The sequence below is a fragment of the Mesorhizobium koreense genome, assembly GCF_031656215.1.
Classification (GTDB): Bacteria; Pseudomonadota; Alphaproteobacteria; order Rhizobiales; family Rhizobiaceae; genus Mesorhizobium_L; species Mesorhizobium_L koreense.
In genome coordinates, this window is record NZ_CP134228.1 from 2,677,751 (window position 1) to 2,693,480 (window position 15,730).

Annotated in this window: 14 protein-coding genes; 5 read left to right on the forward strand and 9 right to left on the reverse strand. The window is 62.1% G+C overall.

Annotated elements, in window-relative coordinates; translation table 11 throughout:
* The first annotated feature begins 223 nt into the window (after positions 1–223).
* Positions 224–793, forward strand: coding sequence for a DUF4865 family protein (locus RBH77_RS12765; RefSeq protein WP_311027974.1), 570 nt, complete (start codon positions 224–226; stop codon positions 791–793).
* Between the two features lie 30 nt (positions 794–823).
* On the opposite strand, the gene RBH77_RS12770 is transcribed toward RBH77_RS12765, so the two are convergent.
* Complete coding sequence (locus tag RBH77_RS12770; RefSeq protein ID WP_311027975.1) at positions 824–1,696, reverse strand: LysR family transcriptional regulator; 873 nt, start codon at positions 1,694–1,696, stop codon at positions 824–826.
* Between the two features lie 141 nt (positions 1,697–1,837).
* Here RBH77_RS12770 and RBH77_RS12775 point away from each other — a divergent pair, with 141 nt between their 5' ends.
* The gene (locus RBH77_RS12775; protein WP_311027976.1) at positions 1,838–2,953 is read left to right on the forward strand and encodes a Gfo/Idh/MocA family protein; all 1,116 of its coding nucleotides are present in this window, start codon (positions 1,838–1,840) and stop codon (positions 2,951–2,953) included.
* A gap of 170 nt (positions 2,954–3,123) precedes the next feature.
* Here the strand turns inward: RBH77_RS12775 and RBH77_RS12780 are convergent, their stop codons facing one another.
* Entirely contained in the window at positions 3,124–4,038 is a 915-nt protein-coding gene (locus tag RBH77_RS12780) for a LysR family transcriptional regulator (protein ID WP_311027977.1), read from the reverse strand.
* Positions 4,039–4,132: 94 nt separating this feature from the next.
* Here RBH77_RS12780 and RBH77_RS12785 point away from each other — a divergent pair, with 94 nt between their 5' ends.
* Positions 4,133–4,936 (forward strand): NAD(P)H-dependent oxidoreductase, encoded by an 804-nt coding sequence (locus RBH77_RS12785; RefSeq protein WP_311027978.1) that lies wholly within the window; start codon positions 4,133–4,135, stop codon positions 4,934–4,936.
* A 105-nt stretch (positions 4,937–5,041) separates the two neighbouring features.
* Here RBH77_RS12785 and RBH77_RS12790 read toward each other — a convergent pair whose 3' ends face one another.
* The 7 genes from RBH77_RS12790 to RBH77_RS12820 all read right to left on the reverse strand — a co-directional run bounded on the left by RBH77_RS12790 (position 5,042) and on the right by RBH77_RS12820 (position 13,712).
* Entirely contained in the window at positions 5,042–5,368 is a 327-nt protein-coding gene (locus RBH77_RS12790; protein ID WP_311027979.1) for a hypothetical protein, read from the reverse strand.
* Positions 5,369–5,386: 18 nt separating this feature from the next.
* Positions 5,387–6,103 carry a L,D-transpeptidase gene (locus RBH77_RS12795; RefSeq protein WP_311027980.1) on the reverse strand — a complete coding sequence of 239 codons (717 nt, stop codon included), beginning with the start codon at positions 6,101–6,103 and terminating at the stop codon, positions 5,387–5,389.
* On the reverse strand, positions 6,100–7,068 hold the full coding sequence (locus RBH77_RS12800) for an ABC transporter substrate-binding protein (RefSeq protein ID WP_311027981.1): 969 nt from the start codon (positions 7,066–7,068) through the stop codon (positions 6,100–6,102). Before RBH77_RS12800 ends, RBH77_RS12795 begins: the two co-directional genes overlap by 4 nt.
* Positions 7,069–7,166: 98 nt before the next feature.
* The gene (locus tag RBH77_RS12805) at positions 7,167–8,099 is read right to left on the reverse strand and encodes a SphA family protein (protein WP_311027982.1); all 933 of its coding nucleotides are present in this window, start codon (positions 8,097–8,099) and stop codon (positions 7,167–7,169) included.
* A 173-nt stretch (positions 8,100–8,272) separates the two neighbouring features.
* Positions 8,273–9,082, reverse strand: a complete 810-nt coding sequence (locus RBH77_RS12810) for a transporter (RefSeq protein WP_311027983.1) — start codon at positions 9,080–9,082, stop codon at positions 8,273–8,275.
* A 122-nt stretch (positions 9,083–9,204) separates the two neighbouring features.
* Complete coding sequence (locus RBH77_RS12815) at positions 9,205–10,950, reverse strand: mechanosensitive ion channel family protein (protein WP_311027984.1); 1,746 nt, start codon at positions 10,948–10,950, stop codon at positions 9,205–9,207.
* Positions 10,951–11,204: 254 nt separating this feature from the next.
* Positions 11,205–13,712 carry an SH3 domain-containing protein gene (locus RBH77_RS12820; RefSeq protein ID WP_311027986.1) on the reverse strand — a complete coding sequence of 836 codons (2,508 nt, stop codon included), beginning with the start codon at positions 13,710–13,712 and terminating at the stop codon, positions 11,205–11,207.
* Between the two features lie 304 nt (positions 13,713–14,016).
* Between RBH77_RS12820 and RBH77_RS12825 the strand changes: the two genes are divergently transcribed.
* Positions 14,017–14,433: a hypothetical protein gene (locus RBH77_RS12825; protein ID WP_311027987.1), complete on the forward strand. Its 417-nt coding sequence runs from the start codon at positions 14,017–14,019 to the stop codon at positions 14,431–14,433.
* On the forward strand, positions 14,421–15,719 hold the full coding sequence (locus tag RBH77_RS12830) for an alpha/beta hydrolase (protein WP_311027988.1): 1,299 nt from the start codon (positions 14,421–14,423) through the stop codon (positions 15,717–15,719). Before RBH77_RS12825 ends, RBH77_RS12830 begins: the two co-directional genes overlap by 13 nt.
* Positions 15,720–15,730 lie beyond the last annotated feature (11 nt).

A 15,730-nucleotide genomic window follows, 5' to 3' on the forward strand; every position in this document is an offset into this window, starting at 1 on the left:
AATGCCCATCCAACGGCAATGACAATTCTGCGTTCCGGAACTGGCATCATGTACGGCCTCGAAGGTTCGCACCCGGCGAACACCATTGGCACGGTGCTACGCCTGTCACTCCCTTCAGCTACGTCAGCATACAGCCGACGAAAGACGGTACAGCAATCTGCTGGATGGAGCCTGTCGAGGACGCTGGCGGCCGGGATGTGATCGCCGTGCAGGAGAAGGTCAAATGATTGCCAAGCAATATCCGATCCCTTTGCCCACAGACTATGACATGCAGATCATTCGTCGCCGCGTGGCAGAGAAGGGCGGAACCTTCGATAAGCGTCCCGGCCTGCTGTTCAAGGCATTCCTTATCAGCGAACGTGTTCGCGGTGCATCACTCAACCAATATGCACCCTTCTATGTATGGAACGAAACCGAAGCGCTCTGGGATTTTGTCGCGGGCAGTGGGTTTGATGGCATCATCGAGTCGTTCGGCCGTCCGGCTATACTGACCTGGTTGCCGTTATCGATCGAAATGCGTCAGGGGCTTCGCCGCGACGCCGTGCGATCGGCCCTACGAGAGGATATGCCGATCCATATCGAGGCCGATCTGCCTAAGCTCAGGAAGGCGCAGATCGATGGATGCAAATCGGCGATGGCCAGCGACCCTGGAATCGCTTTGCAACTGGTGGCCGCCAACATCGAGCGCTGGTCCATGGTCCGTTTCACGCTACGGTATGACCAGCCGACAGCGACCGCTCCGGGAACTCATGCTTATGAAGTGCTGCACCTCTCCGCGCCGGGGCGCGCATGATGAAGAGGGGAACCACGTCCACCTCTTTCCTCAACGGCCAATTCGCAGCAGCGGCTCCTTCGCGATAACCTGAGAAACGAAATCCATCACGGCTCGGATCGCGGGATTCTTACGCAAATCGCGATGAACCACGAGCCAGACGTCGCGAGAATAATACGGCACGCTCTCGTGAATCCGCACGAGGTCGGGATCCTTGTCTCCCAGAAGGCAGGGCAAGCCCGCGACACCCACCTTCGCCCGGACCGCGACAAGATGTTCGCTGGAATGGGTCAGTTCGCATGCCACCGGGCGCTCGCCGGCGATCCCGAGAAGCCACGATTGTTGGGACATGTCGCCGTAGCTCTGATCCCACGCTATGAATTGCCAGTTCTCGGGCCTCGCCAGATGGGGATAGGAGCGATGCGCATAGAGCCCGAACGCCATCGTCCCGAGTTTCCTCATCACGCTACCTGTCTCGTCGGAACGGCCAAACCGTACGGCAACATCGGCCTCGCGACGGCTGAGCGATACGCGCTGTCCCTGTGCCGAGAGTGAAAGCCTGACGTCAGGGTATTCCGCGCGGAAGTCGGGCAGCCGTTCAGCCAGGAGATGCGTGACCAGAACCGGCGGTGCGCTTAGCATGACCCGGCCGACAAGCGGAGCGTGGGCGGCTCTGGCCATCCGCGCGATACCCTGAGCTCCGGCGTCCATCTCGACGGCGCGCTCGAACACCTGTTTGCCGATGCCGGTCAGCCGGCAGGATCGTGGCAGGCGATCAACCAGGCGGACATCCAGGTCGGTCTCAAGTTTGGCAAGCCTGCGACTGACCGTGGCATGATCCACCTTCAGGCTGCGGGCGGCGCCTGAAAGCGTCCCGCTTTGTGCCACCGCCAGGAAATGCCGGACATCTTCCCAATCGACCATCTGTGCGGATTCTCAAGGATCACTCGCATATATACCGAATTTCCGCAGATAAGAAGCGAGAGTATTTTCGTTAGCGAGTGGCGCCGGCAGCCGCGGTGCCGGTCCTGCGATACGCAAATTTCATCAAGGAAAACGAACATCATGGCGGAAGAACGCATCAGGGTAGGCATTGTCGGCCTGCAGCCCGGCAGGAGTTGGGCAGCGCGGGCTCACATCCCCGCACTACGCGCGTTGTCTGAAACCTTCGAAATCGTCGGAGTTGCAAATACGCACAAGGCCAGCGCCGAGGCGGCCGCACGCGAAACAGGACTCTCGCGGGCTTTTGCGGATGTCGCCGAACTGGTTGCGGCGCCGGAGATCGACATCGTAACCGTCGCGGTCAAGGTGCCACCTCATTTCGAGGTCGTCAAAGCAGCGATCGAGGCGGGCAAGCACGTCTACTGCGAGTGGCCGCTTGGCAGAAACGTGGCCGAAGCAGAGGAGATGGCAGCGCTAGCCCGAGCCAAGGGTGTCTTGGCCGTGGTTGGTACTCAAGCCCCATTCGCCCCTGAAATAGCGTATCTGCGTCAACTGATAGCGGACGGGTTCGTCGGCAAGGTGCTCTCGACCACTCTGGTCGGCAGGGGCGGCGCGGCCCTGGGTGGCGGCAGCATTCCAGATAAGAGGACGTATGGATATCTGCTCGATCGTGCCAATGGCGCAACGGTGCTGACGATCCCGGTCGGACACACGTTGGCGGCGCTCAGGAGCGTTTTCGGCGATGTTGCGGAAGTATCGGCAGTGTTGGCCACACGACGGCCGACCGCACTTGCCGTCGATAGCGGCGAGGTTTTGCCGGTGACGGCTCCGGACCAGGTGCTGGTCAGCGGCGTGTTCGCCAGCGGCGTCCCTGTCTCCATTCATTATCGTGGCGGGCCGTCGCGGGACGGACAAGGCCTGTTCTGGGAGATCCATGGCACGGAGGGTGACATTCGGGTTTCGGGTTCCTCCGGCCATACACAGATGGTTCAGCTTTCCCTGTCAGGCGCACATGGAGACGAAAAAACATTTCGGCCGCTGGAAGTCCCAGCGTCATACCGTTCCGGTTGGCCCGAGGACACCGAGCCTGGGAACGTCGCCCGCGTCTATGCTGCAATGGCCCAAGATCTGCGCGAGGGCACGCGCACAGCGCCCAGCTTCGAGGATGCCGTGGCTGTGCATCGGGTCATCGCGGCAATCGAGAGATCAGCAGAAAGCGGGAATCGCTCCGCGCTATGATTCCGATCAAATAGGGCTGGGTTGAGATGATCCGCACCCTGCTCGCGGGCCTGAATAAACGATACGGTGCATGGAAAGCTATCGCGTCAGGCGTGGTGAACGCCACTGGGTGGTGAAGCAGGCAGTCCAAGGTCGCCGTGGATACGACGGGATTGCCAAGCACACCCCGGCTACTCGATCCCTGGCATCCTTGCTAGCTGCTCAGCGAGAAATTGAACCAGTAGCCTGACCCGGGAAATGCCCGCGCGCTCAGGGACGATCAGCATGCTTAGTGGCACGGATGGCAGTGAATAGCCAGGCAGGATCGCCTCGAGCCGGCCTTCGTCCAGGAGGTCCTGCACCAGCCAGCGATGCGCGGGGGCGATGCCGCGTCCGGCGGCAAGAGCCTTCCGCGCGGCAAGCCCGTGATCGATGCGGAAACGCCCTCCGAACGGCACCGCATGACGTTCTCCGTCTGGCCCCTGCAGGACAAGCGTATCGCTTCCCGCAACGTTCGTCATCCGGATGCCCTCATGGCCGGACAGATCCTGCGGGGCGGTCGGCCTGCCACGCGCAGCGAGATAGTTCGGCGCAGCAACCAGCAGGCGCTGCGACTGGCCGAGTGGCCTGAGCTTCATGGAACTATCGGTGAGAGGGCCCAGCCGCAGGGCGATATCCACGCCCTCCCGGACAAGATCGATGCGCTCATCGGTCAGGCTGAGGTCGACACTGATGTCGGGATAGCGGTCCTGGAAGGCAAAGACCAGCGGACTGACATGCAGGACCCCGAATGCCGCCGTGCAGGAGAGTCGGATCGTGCCGGAAGGCGCTCCGCGTGCACCCCGCGCTTCGTTGCCGGCCTGCTCCACGAGGCGCAGGATCTGGAGGCAGTTGGCATAGTAGCGGCTGCCTTCGTCAGTCAGCGTGATGCGCCGGGTGGTCCTTGAGAGCAAAGGCACCCCCACGGCCTCCTCCAACTCCCGCAGATGCCGCGAGACTGTCGACTGTCCGATACCGAGCTCGCGCCCCACTGCGGAGAGGCTGCCACGATCGGCTATGCGGACGAAGGTGCGCATGCGCTCAAGCGTAACGTGCGATATATCCATATTTCGGCATAGTTTCATGCATTATCTATATCTACTGGATGATCTGCGTCTCGGCTAGGTTGAGGATCAGTTTTCAATCGAGGACCGCTGATCCATGAAAGTTCTGCTTGTATATGCGCATCCCGAACCCCGCTCGCTGAATGGCGCGCTCCATGACGTCGCTATCAAGGCACTGAAGGCCCAAGGCCATGAGGTGCAGGTGTCGGATCTCTATGCCGACGGCTGGAAATCGCAGGTCGATCGCGCCGACTTTCCCCCGCTGGCGCAGGACGAGCGCCTTGTGCCGACCGCCGCCTCCAAGAAAAGCTTCGAGGCTGGCACCCTTACCGAGGACGTCAAGGCCGAGATCGAGAAGCTTCTGTGGGCCGATGCCCTGATCCTCCAATTCCCCATGTGGTGGTTCGCCATGCCGGCGATCCTCAAGGGATGGGTCGACCGTGTGTTTGCCTACGGCTTCGCCTATGGCGTTGGCGAGCACAGCGACAGGCGTTGGGGCGATCGCTACGGCGAGGGCACACTGGCTGGCAGGCGCGCCATGTTGATCGTGACAGCAGGCGGCTGGGAGGAACACTACGCCGACCGCGGGATCAACGGGCCGATTGATGACCTCCTGTTTCCGATCAACCACGGAATACTCTATTATCCCGGCTACGAAGTCCTACCGCCGTTCGTGGCCTATAGGGTTGATCGTTTCGACAAGAGTGGGTTCGAGCCTGTCGCCGAACGCTTACGCGAGAGGATGCGCACGCTTTTTACAACCCGGCCCATCCCCTACCGGCAGCAGAATTCCGGCGACTATCTGATCCCAAGCATGCAACTTCACCCTGAATTGGGCGATCCGGGCGCGACGGGCTTCACGCTTCATTTGAAGGATGCGGGCAGCGCCATCGAACAATAAGGCAAGGCTGCTTTTTAGCAGATGAACCAGCCGCCCATAGAGATCCATCTCTTTGGAAACTCAGATCCGAATGACGATTTCGAGCCACATTGGTGCCTTGACCGTTCAGATTGGCTGGACCGACACCACCTTGCCGTCCGTGTCGATGACACAGCCTGATCTCTTGCCGCCGGTGTCGAATTCGACCTGGTAGGTCTTGTTGTCGAGCTTTTTGGAACTGGTCGGCAGGACCTTGCTCTGGTCGGCTCCGGTGGATTTCGCCACGGCGCCGGCGCAAAGCAGTTGAAGATCCGCCGGCGCCGTCTCCAGCGTCGAACGCGACATCTGGTCGGGCGCGGGAGCTGTCGTACAGCCGGCAAGCACGCCGATCGCCAGCATAGTCAGGGCCCTGCGCGGGGTGGAACATCCGATCTCTGCTGTCGGGCCTGTCATGATCCTCTCCTTTTCGATTCAGATGCCCTTGAAGAGGGCGGCTCCCTGCATGAGCACGATCACTTTCGTGCCTACTTTCACCTGCGAAGCGAGATCGGTGACGTCGGCGTTGTTCATACGGATGCAGCCCGAGGAAACGTTGAGCCCGATCGACCATGGCTCAGGCGTGCCGTGGATGCGGTAGAGCGTGTCCTGGCCTCCCTCGTGGAGATAGAGCGCGCGGGCTCCGAGCGGGTTGTCCGGGCCGCCGGGCATGCCGGCGGCGAACTTGGCCGCTTTAGGGTCGCGAGCGACCATCTCGGCGGGCGGCGTCCAGGTCGGCCATTCGGCGATCCTTCCCACGCGGACGATGCCGGCCCAACCGAAGCCTTCCCGTCCAACGCCGATGCCGTAGCGCTTGGCCTGCTGGCTAGGCATGACGAGGTAGAGGAAGTGCTGATTGCCGTCGATGATGATCGTCCCCGGTTCCTCGGCTGTGCGGAACGTCACCACCTGTGGGCGGAACGCCTCCGGAACCTGCTTGTGCACGCTGTAGTATTTCCAGGCCTTGGTCCGGTCGTAGTCGATCCATTCGCCGGTCTGCGGGTTGTAGACCTGCGTGCCCGCGAGCGCGCTGCCGGCCGCCAGGACGAGGGCGGCGAGCAGGGCCGCGCCGCTTGCCCTCGACAGGCGTCGCTTGAGACGCGCCGTCTTCCATGCGGCGCAAGCGTTTCTCCATCCCGTCGATTTCTTCATGGCTTGGCCCATCCGTCCACCCGATTGCCGTTCTTCGCGACCCATTCCTCGGCCACTTTGTAAGGGTCCTTGCGCTCGACCTGGATGGCATAGCTCATGGCCGTGCTGTCCTCCGGCTTCATCTCCACCCGGTCGAGAAAGGCCGCCAGATCGGGATGCGTCTTCTTCAGTGAAGCCGCATAGGCGATGTAGTAACGGGCGGTGTCCCACGCGACCGGCGCCGACGATTTCGAAAGCCATAAGGGGTCCTCGCTAGGCAGGATGATCTTCCATTTCGCCGGATCGTGGGCCGGTTCCTTCAGCCGAACGATGTCGTGAAGCTGAAAGACGTAGTGCGGCGCGTAGCATGCGAACACGATCGGGCGTCCGGTCGCTTCGGCCACGTCCACCGCCGCCATGCCAACGTCTTCCGGAGCCTCGAGCAGTGTCAGGTTGCGTGCATAGCCGTAACTGTTGGCACGAACCTGCTCGATCGGCGTCGAGGACCATGTCTGTGCGCCGATCCACATCTCGCCTTTTCCATCGCCATCGGTATCGAGCGCAGCCGTCTTCTTCGGATCGCTCAGGTCTGCGATGTCCTTGATGCCGTATTTGTCGGCCGCCATCCGGTTGGCGCAAATCCCCTGCCAGGCCGGGACGCCGACCGGGCTCAAGGCAACGGTCCCGGCTTTCTTCACATATTTGTCGACTAGATTGTCGAGGTTCGGCAGCCATACCTCCGGATGAATATTCACTTCCCCCGTATTCAGCCCGGCGAAGGCGATCAGCGTACCCATCTCCCGCACGTCCGCATCCAGGCCGAATTCCTTCTTGATCGCCAGCTTGAGCACGTTCGCCGTGCCCTGACCCGAGGGCCAGTTCGGCATGGCGATGACCAGATCCCTGGCATGCGCGGCCGTCAGGCCAAGCGCCGAAAAGAAGATGGCCAGGCTCGTCTTCAACAGGCGCTGCGGGTAGTCAGACATGATGTTTCCTCTTTACCTGGAACGATGTCCGTCGAGACGGCCGCCTCCTGAAAGGCATGAACCTGGCGTCGGCTGGCGCGCAGGGCTCCGGAGGCACATCAGAACGAGCCGGAGATGCTGAAATAGACGCCGTTGCCATGCTTGAACCGGTTCTTCTGGCCGAACTCCGGCGCCCAGCTGAGAGACATGTTGATGGGATGCTTCTCGGTGCCGGCCGTGTATTTCACGATGGGACCGACCGCGAATGAACGCCCCCTGAAGCCGTCGAGCTTGTCGGCCAGACCGCCATCGTCGTCCTCGACCTGGTAGAGCATGGCCCCGATCACGCCGATCGCGAACTTCTTGTTCAGATATTGCATGAGCGACGCGTCGACATGGAACATCGCGCCGCTCTTATAGTCAGTGTCGGGATTCCGGGTATTGATATCCAGGCCGGCGACCATCGAGAAATCGAGCCCGCGCGCCATGTCCAAATAGGTGTAGGCGAGCGTCGGCGAGAAGGTCCAGTAGTTCATACCGACATTGTCGAGCGCGCCGACACGATAGGAGCCCGTCGGAGCGAAGATGCGGACGCTTGCGGAAAGGAAATTCTTGCCCGAATGCCAGCCGATGGTCGGCGCGAACATGATGTCGCCAAGCGCGGTGTTTTCCTGGGTCACTTCCCTCGCGCCGAGCTGTGCCTGCGCCCAGATATATTCGACCGGGATCGACAAGCTGAAGGCAAGCGTCGTGTTCGGGGCGATCTGGACGTCCGGTACCCAAAGGCCCGTGAAGGTGGTCCCGACGACGACGGCCTTCAATCCGGCGCGTATCTGGCCGGCGACGGGAATATCGACATCTCCTCCGACGCTCGCGCTGTAGAAGACGCTCACGTTGCTCCAGTAGAGACCGGCCGGCGGCAGGATGGCCGCAAGCGGCATGGCATTCTGGCCGGTGAGGTAGTGGCCAAGCGCGGCTTCCGTCGCCATCGCGCTCTTCGGGAGACCAAAGGCGATCAGGCCGATTGCGGCGGACAGGGCTAGCCGGTTCATTATCGTCCCCTCAAAAGTTCTCGCAACGGCACATGGAGCGCTGCCAAGCCACCCGCGGTTGTCGAATCCTTCGGCCACCAGCCCGAATTGGAAAGTACGTAACAGTTACAAGAAGACATTCCGGATCAGTCCGGATTTCGCCTAGGAGCGCCGCGCGATGCGGTCGCCCTCGCTCATTTCTCCGGGAACAGGAAGGTCAGCGTCGTGCGGATACCCCATTGGGGTGCACCTGCAGGCGCTTCCGCATAATATTTCCCGCCGATCTGGAAGCTCATAGATTGCTCCCCGATCTTGAACACCTTCGATAGAGCGAGATTGATGGGCACGGTCCACTGGTCGGCTACCCAGTCGTAAGTGGATTCGGTGTTAAGCGAGAGCGTCACGCCGTGGCCGAGCCCATAGGAGATGAACGGCTGGAGCAAGGTCTGGCTGATATCTTTACGGTCGTGGCTGCCTGCAACCGACCAGATGTGGTTGGCCAGCATGCCGACTGTCCAGGGACCGCTCTGCTTCAGGATGAGCCCGGTCGGCCCGGCGCCGAACTTTCCCGTCCCGAGAAAATCGCTGGTGGCGGTCGGCAGGAGGAAGACAGGCCCGACGCCCCAGACGATGCCTCCGAGACCGGATTGTCTTGGAGTGAAGAAGAGGCTGGCATTGATGTCGCCGAGGCCGAACAGATTGTCCTGGCCCGGAACATAGTCGCGGTATTCCAGGGGGATGATCGTGCGGGTTATCACGTTCCAATCGTTGTTGAGGGAGAACGGTATCACCGGCTGGATGTTGAGCGTGTAACCAAAGCCGTCATGGCCGGGACCGGCTCCGAAGTCGAAATTGCTCTGCAGCGGGACGCTGATCAGGTTGGCGACGGGATTGGCGAGCTTCTTGGCCAGTTCATCCGCGTCCTGCCCGAGCGCGGAGGAGACCGGCAGGATGCCCAATGACAAGGCGATCACGAGCCTGTGGCGGGCACGGCGAAGGTGCATGGTCCTTTCCTCTCGCATCGCAGACCTGGGCCGAAGCCTTGGCTCCGGCACCAGGATCATTTTGCGGGCGAGAGGCGCGTGACAAAAGCACGTTACGGTTACACGATAATCTCCGGTCGCTCCTATTTCGTTGCTTCGTCGGAGATGATGGTTGTGGCCGCGGCTCCCAATTCCTTGGCGTCGGTGCCGGCAGGCACGCCGGCCGTGTCGACGAAAACCCTCGGGCGGGCGAACTGGATTCCGGCCGCGGCGAAGCCGTCCCTCAGCCGTTCGTAGAACTCGCGTCGCAATGCATATTGTCCGCCCGGGCGCGCGGTGAATTTGGTGCCGATGACCAATCCGTGCTGCTCCATCCGTTTCACCCCCTGGAACTTGAGCGGCTCGATCAGCCCGCCGCTGAGTTCGGCATCGTCCTCGATCTCCTTCGACACATTTTTGACGACACGCTTGGCGACACGAAGGTCGGTCCGGAAATCAAGCAGGAAGTCCAGCTTCACCAATATCCAGTCCCGGCTCTGGTTATTGATTACGCCGATTTCCCCGAACGGGATGGTGAATACCGGCCCGTTCGGATGTCGCAGCTTCATCGAGCGGACGGACAGGGATTCGACCGTTCCTTCGGCCTTGCCGACGTTTATGTATTCGCCGACGCGGAATGCGTCGTCCGACAGATAGAAGACTCCCGAGATGACATCCTTCACGAGCGCCTGCGAACCGAAGCCGATGGCGATTCCGAATATCCCGGCGCCTGCCAGGAGCGGCGCTATGTTCACCCCCAGGGCGGCAAGGATGATCATCCCCGTCGCGGCCACTGCAAAGAAAATGAGGATCGCGCGCAGGAGCGGGATGAACGTCAGGATGCGGGAGGCGGGCTGATCCTTCGGTCCGGTCTTCGCCAGCATGTCGAGTCCCGCCGAGGCGACTTGCCAGAACAGGAAGCCTACGGCAATCGCGATGCCGATATCGAGAAGGATGCGCACGGCACGCTGGCCGAGCCGCTCGGATGCAACGTCGACCAGGTCGATGCCCACGGCCCAGGCAAGGAGAACCCAGAAAACGATGAACGTCACGAGAGAGATGCAACGGGCGATGATCTGGCGCCAGGGGACGCCACTTCGTTCCTCCAGCCACAGACGGCTGATCGCGATAGGGAGCAGTCCGAGCAACTGGAGCGCGACCGCGCCTCCGGCGAACGCCCCGTTCTCCCCGCGCGCAATGCGTGCGGCGACCGTGGCGGCTATCAGGAGAAGGACCAGTCCGAAGAACCAGCGGGGCTGATTCAGGACGATTTCGGCGGCGGGGTTCTCCAGTCTTCCCCGCCAGTTGCGGGGAGGCTGTGCAGGTTCCCTGGAGCGAATGCCAAGGACCAGACCGAGGATGGCGACGCTGATAACGACCAGGGCGATCCAGAACGACATTCCTGCCGCCGCAACGGCCTCGGCAGAGGATTCTGAAAGTTTCAGCAATCCAAGCGTTAGATAGCCCAGGAGAATCCATATGGCCGCGAGGCACACGGCCGCGGCGCATAGGAGGTTCGACTTGCCGAACGCGTATCGCAATGCCGCGTTGGTCGCCGCTGCTGCACCCCACACGAATGCCGCGCCCGCGAAGAGGACGAAGGCGACGGCGCGCACCCGGTCTGGAACCGGAAGCAAGAATTGAAAGAAGCTGCCGGCGAGCACGAATATGATGATCCGTGCCATCGCACCAAGGTGCATGTCGCCGCGTTCCGCAGCTTCGCGGGCCAGTCTTGAAACCACGTAGGAGGCGGCCACAAGGGCGACCGCGCAACCCAGGATCGCGAGCCACTCTCCGGAGGAGCCCGCCCAGGCGAGTGCCGCCGGCAAATCGGCGCCGAATGCCGCCATTCCAGACTGCATCGTACGGAGCAGATGCAGTCCCTCCACGTTCCTGACAAACTCGGAGCTTTCAGGAACCAGCGATGCACATTCCGCCTGGCTCGCCAGGGCGCCGGATTCCAGAAGAAGGAAAAACGCTCGGAGACTGTAGTTATCCGCGCTACGCCTACGGATCTCAGGAAAGTAGCCCGGCATTGCCTGCAGATCCTGCGACGCCCGCTTTCGTCTGGTCGGCGTTCGATGATCGGCAAAGGCCACGACGGTCAGCGCCTGTGGAAGCCGCCACCATGGAAGCCGCCTCCTCGGAAAGCGCCGCCACCGTGGAAGCTGCCGCCGTGGCCGGCGCCGAAATTACCGCCCCGATTGAAGCCGCCGCCTCTGAACTGCGGATGGAACTCGGCGCGGTTTGCAAGCGCACGCTGATTTCCGCGGAGGCGGCCGTTGCGGTCGAAACCCAGATTGTCGGGAATGTTGGTGCGGACGTGACCCGCGCGATTTGCTCTTGAACCCTGCGCGCGGTTCGCGATCCGGTTTTCTGCCTCGCCGGGGCGCTTGAGATTGTCCTTTGACGGCTTCTGCACCGGGCCCCATCCGTCCGACGTATGCTTCTGCCATTGTCCATTGTCCCGGCGATAGACATTGCCGTCGCGGCCCGCGTAGACATCGCCGCCCTTGCCCTGGGCGATGAAGCCGCTATTGCCTGCGGAAGTGCGCCATCGCGCGGCCTCGCCGCCGCCCGCCAGCGACCCGCCGCCGGCGCGAGCCCAATCAGAGCCATGCCGCACGCCGGCGCTCTTCCAAGAGCCGTAGATATTGCTGCCGCCGCGCGCGAATGCGCCCGTATTCGTCCGCGGGTTATACGCGCCCACGAAGCCGCGTTCGCCGGCTGGGCCGGCAATAGCGGCGCCTCGGAAATAGGTGCCCGTCCTTGGATTGTAAGCGGCTCCGGCCGCGATGCCCCGGTAGGGACCGTAGGCATAGCCGTAGCGGCCGAACGTCCCGCGCACCGGGTTGTAGAAAGCGCCCATCCCGTAGGTGACCGGCCGCGGATAATACGGCCAGTAGCCCGGCCCGGCCCAGCCGTAGTCCCAATAGGGCGCGTAGGCCCAGCCAGTGCCGTAGACCAGGGCATCCCAGGCGAGATACGCTCCAAGGTAGCCGAGCGTGTAACCGTACCAGACCGCATCGTCTTCCGTTTTGTAGACGCGTACATAGGTGGCGTTGTAGACGGGAGAGGAGGGCGGGATCTTGTAAATCTCGTCCGGTACTGATTTCGCGACGGCGAACGGGCCCTCCGGGCTATCGCCGACGAACCAAATGCCATCCTTGAGGACGTAGTATTTCGAACCGACCTTGATCACGGTTTCGTTCGTGTTGACGGCATAGCCGAGCGTCGTGCCGTCGATCGGTTTGAAGTCAGGCGTCCCGCCGTACGCCACGTCGACGGTCACAGAGCCGTCCGTCGCGACCCGCGCCGTTTGCGGGATGCTCGCCTTCAGGCGCGCCTCGGCGTTCTCGGAGGTGCCCGGCACCGATGAGCGCACGCTGTAATAGGGTGCGTCGTCGGGGATGTTCCTGAAGTCGTTCGGCAAGGTGGGGGTGGTGAAGGTCCATGGCCCGTCGAGCGATTTGGCCGAGAACCAGCGGCCGGACAGCAGGATGTAGACTGTCCCGTCGTTCCTTGCTCGGAAGACGTCGCCGTCGCTGTTCGATACCCATTCAAGCCCGGTGCCGGGGACCGGCTCGTATTTCGGGTCGCCCTTGAACTGGATCAGTTCGGCCGGCTTGTCCGAATAGAAGACCTTCGGAGCCTGGCCCTCGGGGAAGGGGACAGGCGGTACAGCCGTCCGCGCGTCCTTCCAGTTGTCCTCGTCGGGGAGGTGTGACAGCGGATCGGGAAGGCTCGCAGCAGGACTCCACTCGCCTTGCAGGGATTTCGAGGTCAGCCAGGACTTGTCGTCACGCAGGTAATAGCTTCCATCCGCGTCGAGCTTGAAGAGATCCCAGTTGGTGTTGATGACGAAGGACAGCCCGGCGTCGCCCTTGACGGGCGCCACGGTTTCCTTGCCGTCGGTCTGCAGAAGGACGGCAGGCGACGTGCTGAAGAAGATCGGCGGCGGATCCGATTTCAGTCCTTCGACGTTTCCCGTCTTCTGGTAGCCGGTGAGGCTGGCGGTCAGCCGCTCTTCCGACAGGGTGAGGGGACCGGTCGGGAGCAGCTTTCCCACCTGAAGCGATAGATCGGACAACTGGTTCCGGTCGAGCGAGGAGAATTCGATCTGCCTCGCCTGCACATTGGTCAGAATCACCTCGCCGGTATCGTGATCGTCGGTCGTATCGCCGGTCAGGGTAATCACGCCGAAGGCCGGCTTGGCATCCTTGGTGGCCTTGTATTCGGAGGCAACGAGCGCCGTGAGATTGGCGAAGCCGGTCCAGCCCGACACTTGCGGCTGGTAGAGCACGATCTGGCCACCGCTCGAGGTGTCGTAGGCGCGCGGCCAGTTCGGGGTGTCCGCATCGGCCTGGTTCAGGTACTTGCCGCTGACGAAGCCGGACTTGCCTGCATAGTCGACCGCGCACCAGGCGCCGGCCTCGTCGCAGCCCTTCAATTCGATCTGGGCGTCTGCGGGTATGGTTCCGGCGCTGCTATAGCCGGTACCGGGACCGGTTCTTAGCTTGACGTTGTCGGTCGCCGTAGCCGGAACGGCGTAAGTGTGGGACAAGGAGAGCCCTAAAAGGCCCAGAGCCAACAGGATCGCACGTTTCAGCATTTTCCCGCTCCGTCTCGGATCAGGCGAATAGCGTTCGTCGCCATTGCGAAAGCTGATCTGGCGTCAGGGCCGGACGGTCCAACAAGTACGTTACGGTAACGTCCAAGGGTGCGCCCGCCGTCACTATCCAGTGACCGGCACGGCTCGGTATTTCCGCGCCGCCCTTGGGGGGCGGTCGCGCTATCTGCGGAGGCCCCTACAGGGGCCCCGGCAATGGCCGCTGTAACCGTTACGTACTTCCTCGCGAGGTCCAGGCGGCCAATCCTGTCAGCCCATCATCGGTATTGGCAGGAGCAACAGCGACATGATGCGAATATTCAGCTTGCTCGTGCTCTCGGCGTGGACGCTTTTGGCTGCAGGCACATTGACCTTGCGCGCGGCTTCGCTGGAGTCGCTGCAGGGCGCCTGGACGCCGGATGGCGCGAACTGCGAACAAATCTTCGAGAAATCAGGGAACCGGATTCACTTCAAGGACCGTCATGCCGGCACCACCCTCGGCATGATCGTGTCCGGCAACAAGATCGTGGGCCCGAACGGCTCTTGTGTTGCGCATCGCGTCGTTCCGAAAGGGGACCATCTTTCGATCGGTCTGCGATGTTCCGATGCCGTGATCTTCGCGGACCTGTCCTTGTCGCTAAAATTCGTCGACTCCACGCATTTCGTACGGGCGGATCCTCTCTTTCCGGAAAATACCTACGGCTATCACAAGTGCGCGATGTAACGGCCGAACTACGGCGCCGAGCGCTGCAATTCCACATCCTGTTCACGGTTGTCCTCGTCGGCTGTGGACATCCAGTCGGCGTGCTGGCGCCCGTTTCCGCGAAGGCGCCCGGAGCGTCGGTGGCGGACCTCCTTGTCGTCACGACGCGGAAACCAACCGGCGATCCGTCGACGCTATATGGCGGCGACCGCGACCGTGCCTTCTCGCTCGACGAGATCGCCGTGTCGATCCCGCCCGATGCCAAACGGGAGATTGGCCAGGTCCAGTGGCCAAGGCATCTTCCGCCCGATCCGTCCAAGGATTTCGCGACGTTGCGTGTCAGGCATCTCCCTCCGACACGGCAGGCGGGGTTCGACTGGCTCGGGCGCAACCTGCCGCCGAGCCGCGACGTGCTCGTCTTCGTCCATGGATTCGACAACCGGTATGAAGACGCGGTCTACCGCTTCGCGCAGATCGCGCACGACTCCAAGGCCAATGCCGCTCCCATCCTTTTCACCTGGCCCTCGGGCGGCAGCCTCTTCGACTACAATTACGACCGGGAAAGCACGATCTATTCGCGTGACGGCCTGGAGAATCTCCTGCGTCTTCTGGCCGAAGACGGGCGGGTCCATGAAGTCAGCATCCTCGCCCATTCGATGGGGACCTGGCTCGCCATGGAATCGCTTCGCCAGATGGCGATCCGGCAGGGCCGGGTGGCACCCAAGATAACGAACGTCATCCTCGCATCTCCCGATATCGACGTCGACGTCTTCGCGCGCCAGTTCAGGGAACTGGGTCCGCGCCATCCGAACTTCACCGTCTTCGTGGCGCAGGACGACCGCGCGCTGGCCGTATCGAGGCTTATTGCCGGCAACGTCAACCGGCTCGGTCAGATCAATCCGAATGTCGAGCCCTATCGCAGCGCTGTCGAGAAATCGGGAATAACGTTGGTCGACCTCACGAAGCTGAAAGCCGGAGACAGCGCGCATCACGACAAATTCGCCTCGACGCCTCAAATCGTGCAGGCGATTGGCACGCGGCTGGTCGCCGGCCAGTCGCTGACCGAATCCAGCATCGGCCTTGGAGACAGCATCACTATGCTGGCTGCCGGGGCCGCGAAAGCTGTCGGTACCGGGGTCGGCATGGCGGTCAGCGCGCCCATAGCAGCGATCGATGCGGATACGAGGCGTAATCTTTCGAGCCAGGCCGGAAGCTTCGTCCAGCAGATCGGTGGAAACTCTCCTCATGCCGTCCAGGAAGGCAAGGCGGCCGATCAGCTTTTGGTTTCGAAAGACGGCGGCTCCTAGAGCCGATGGTC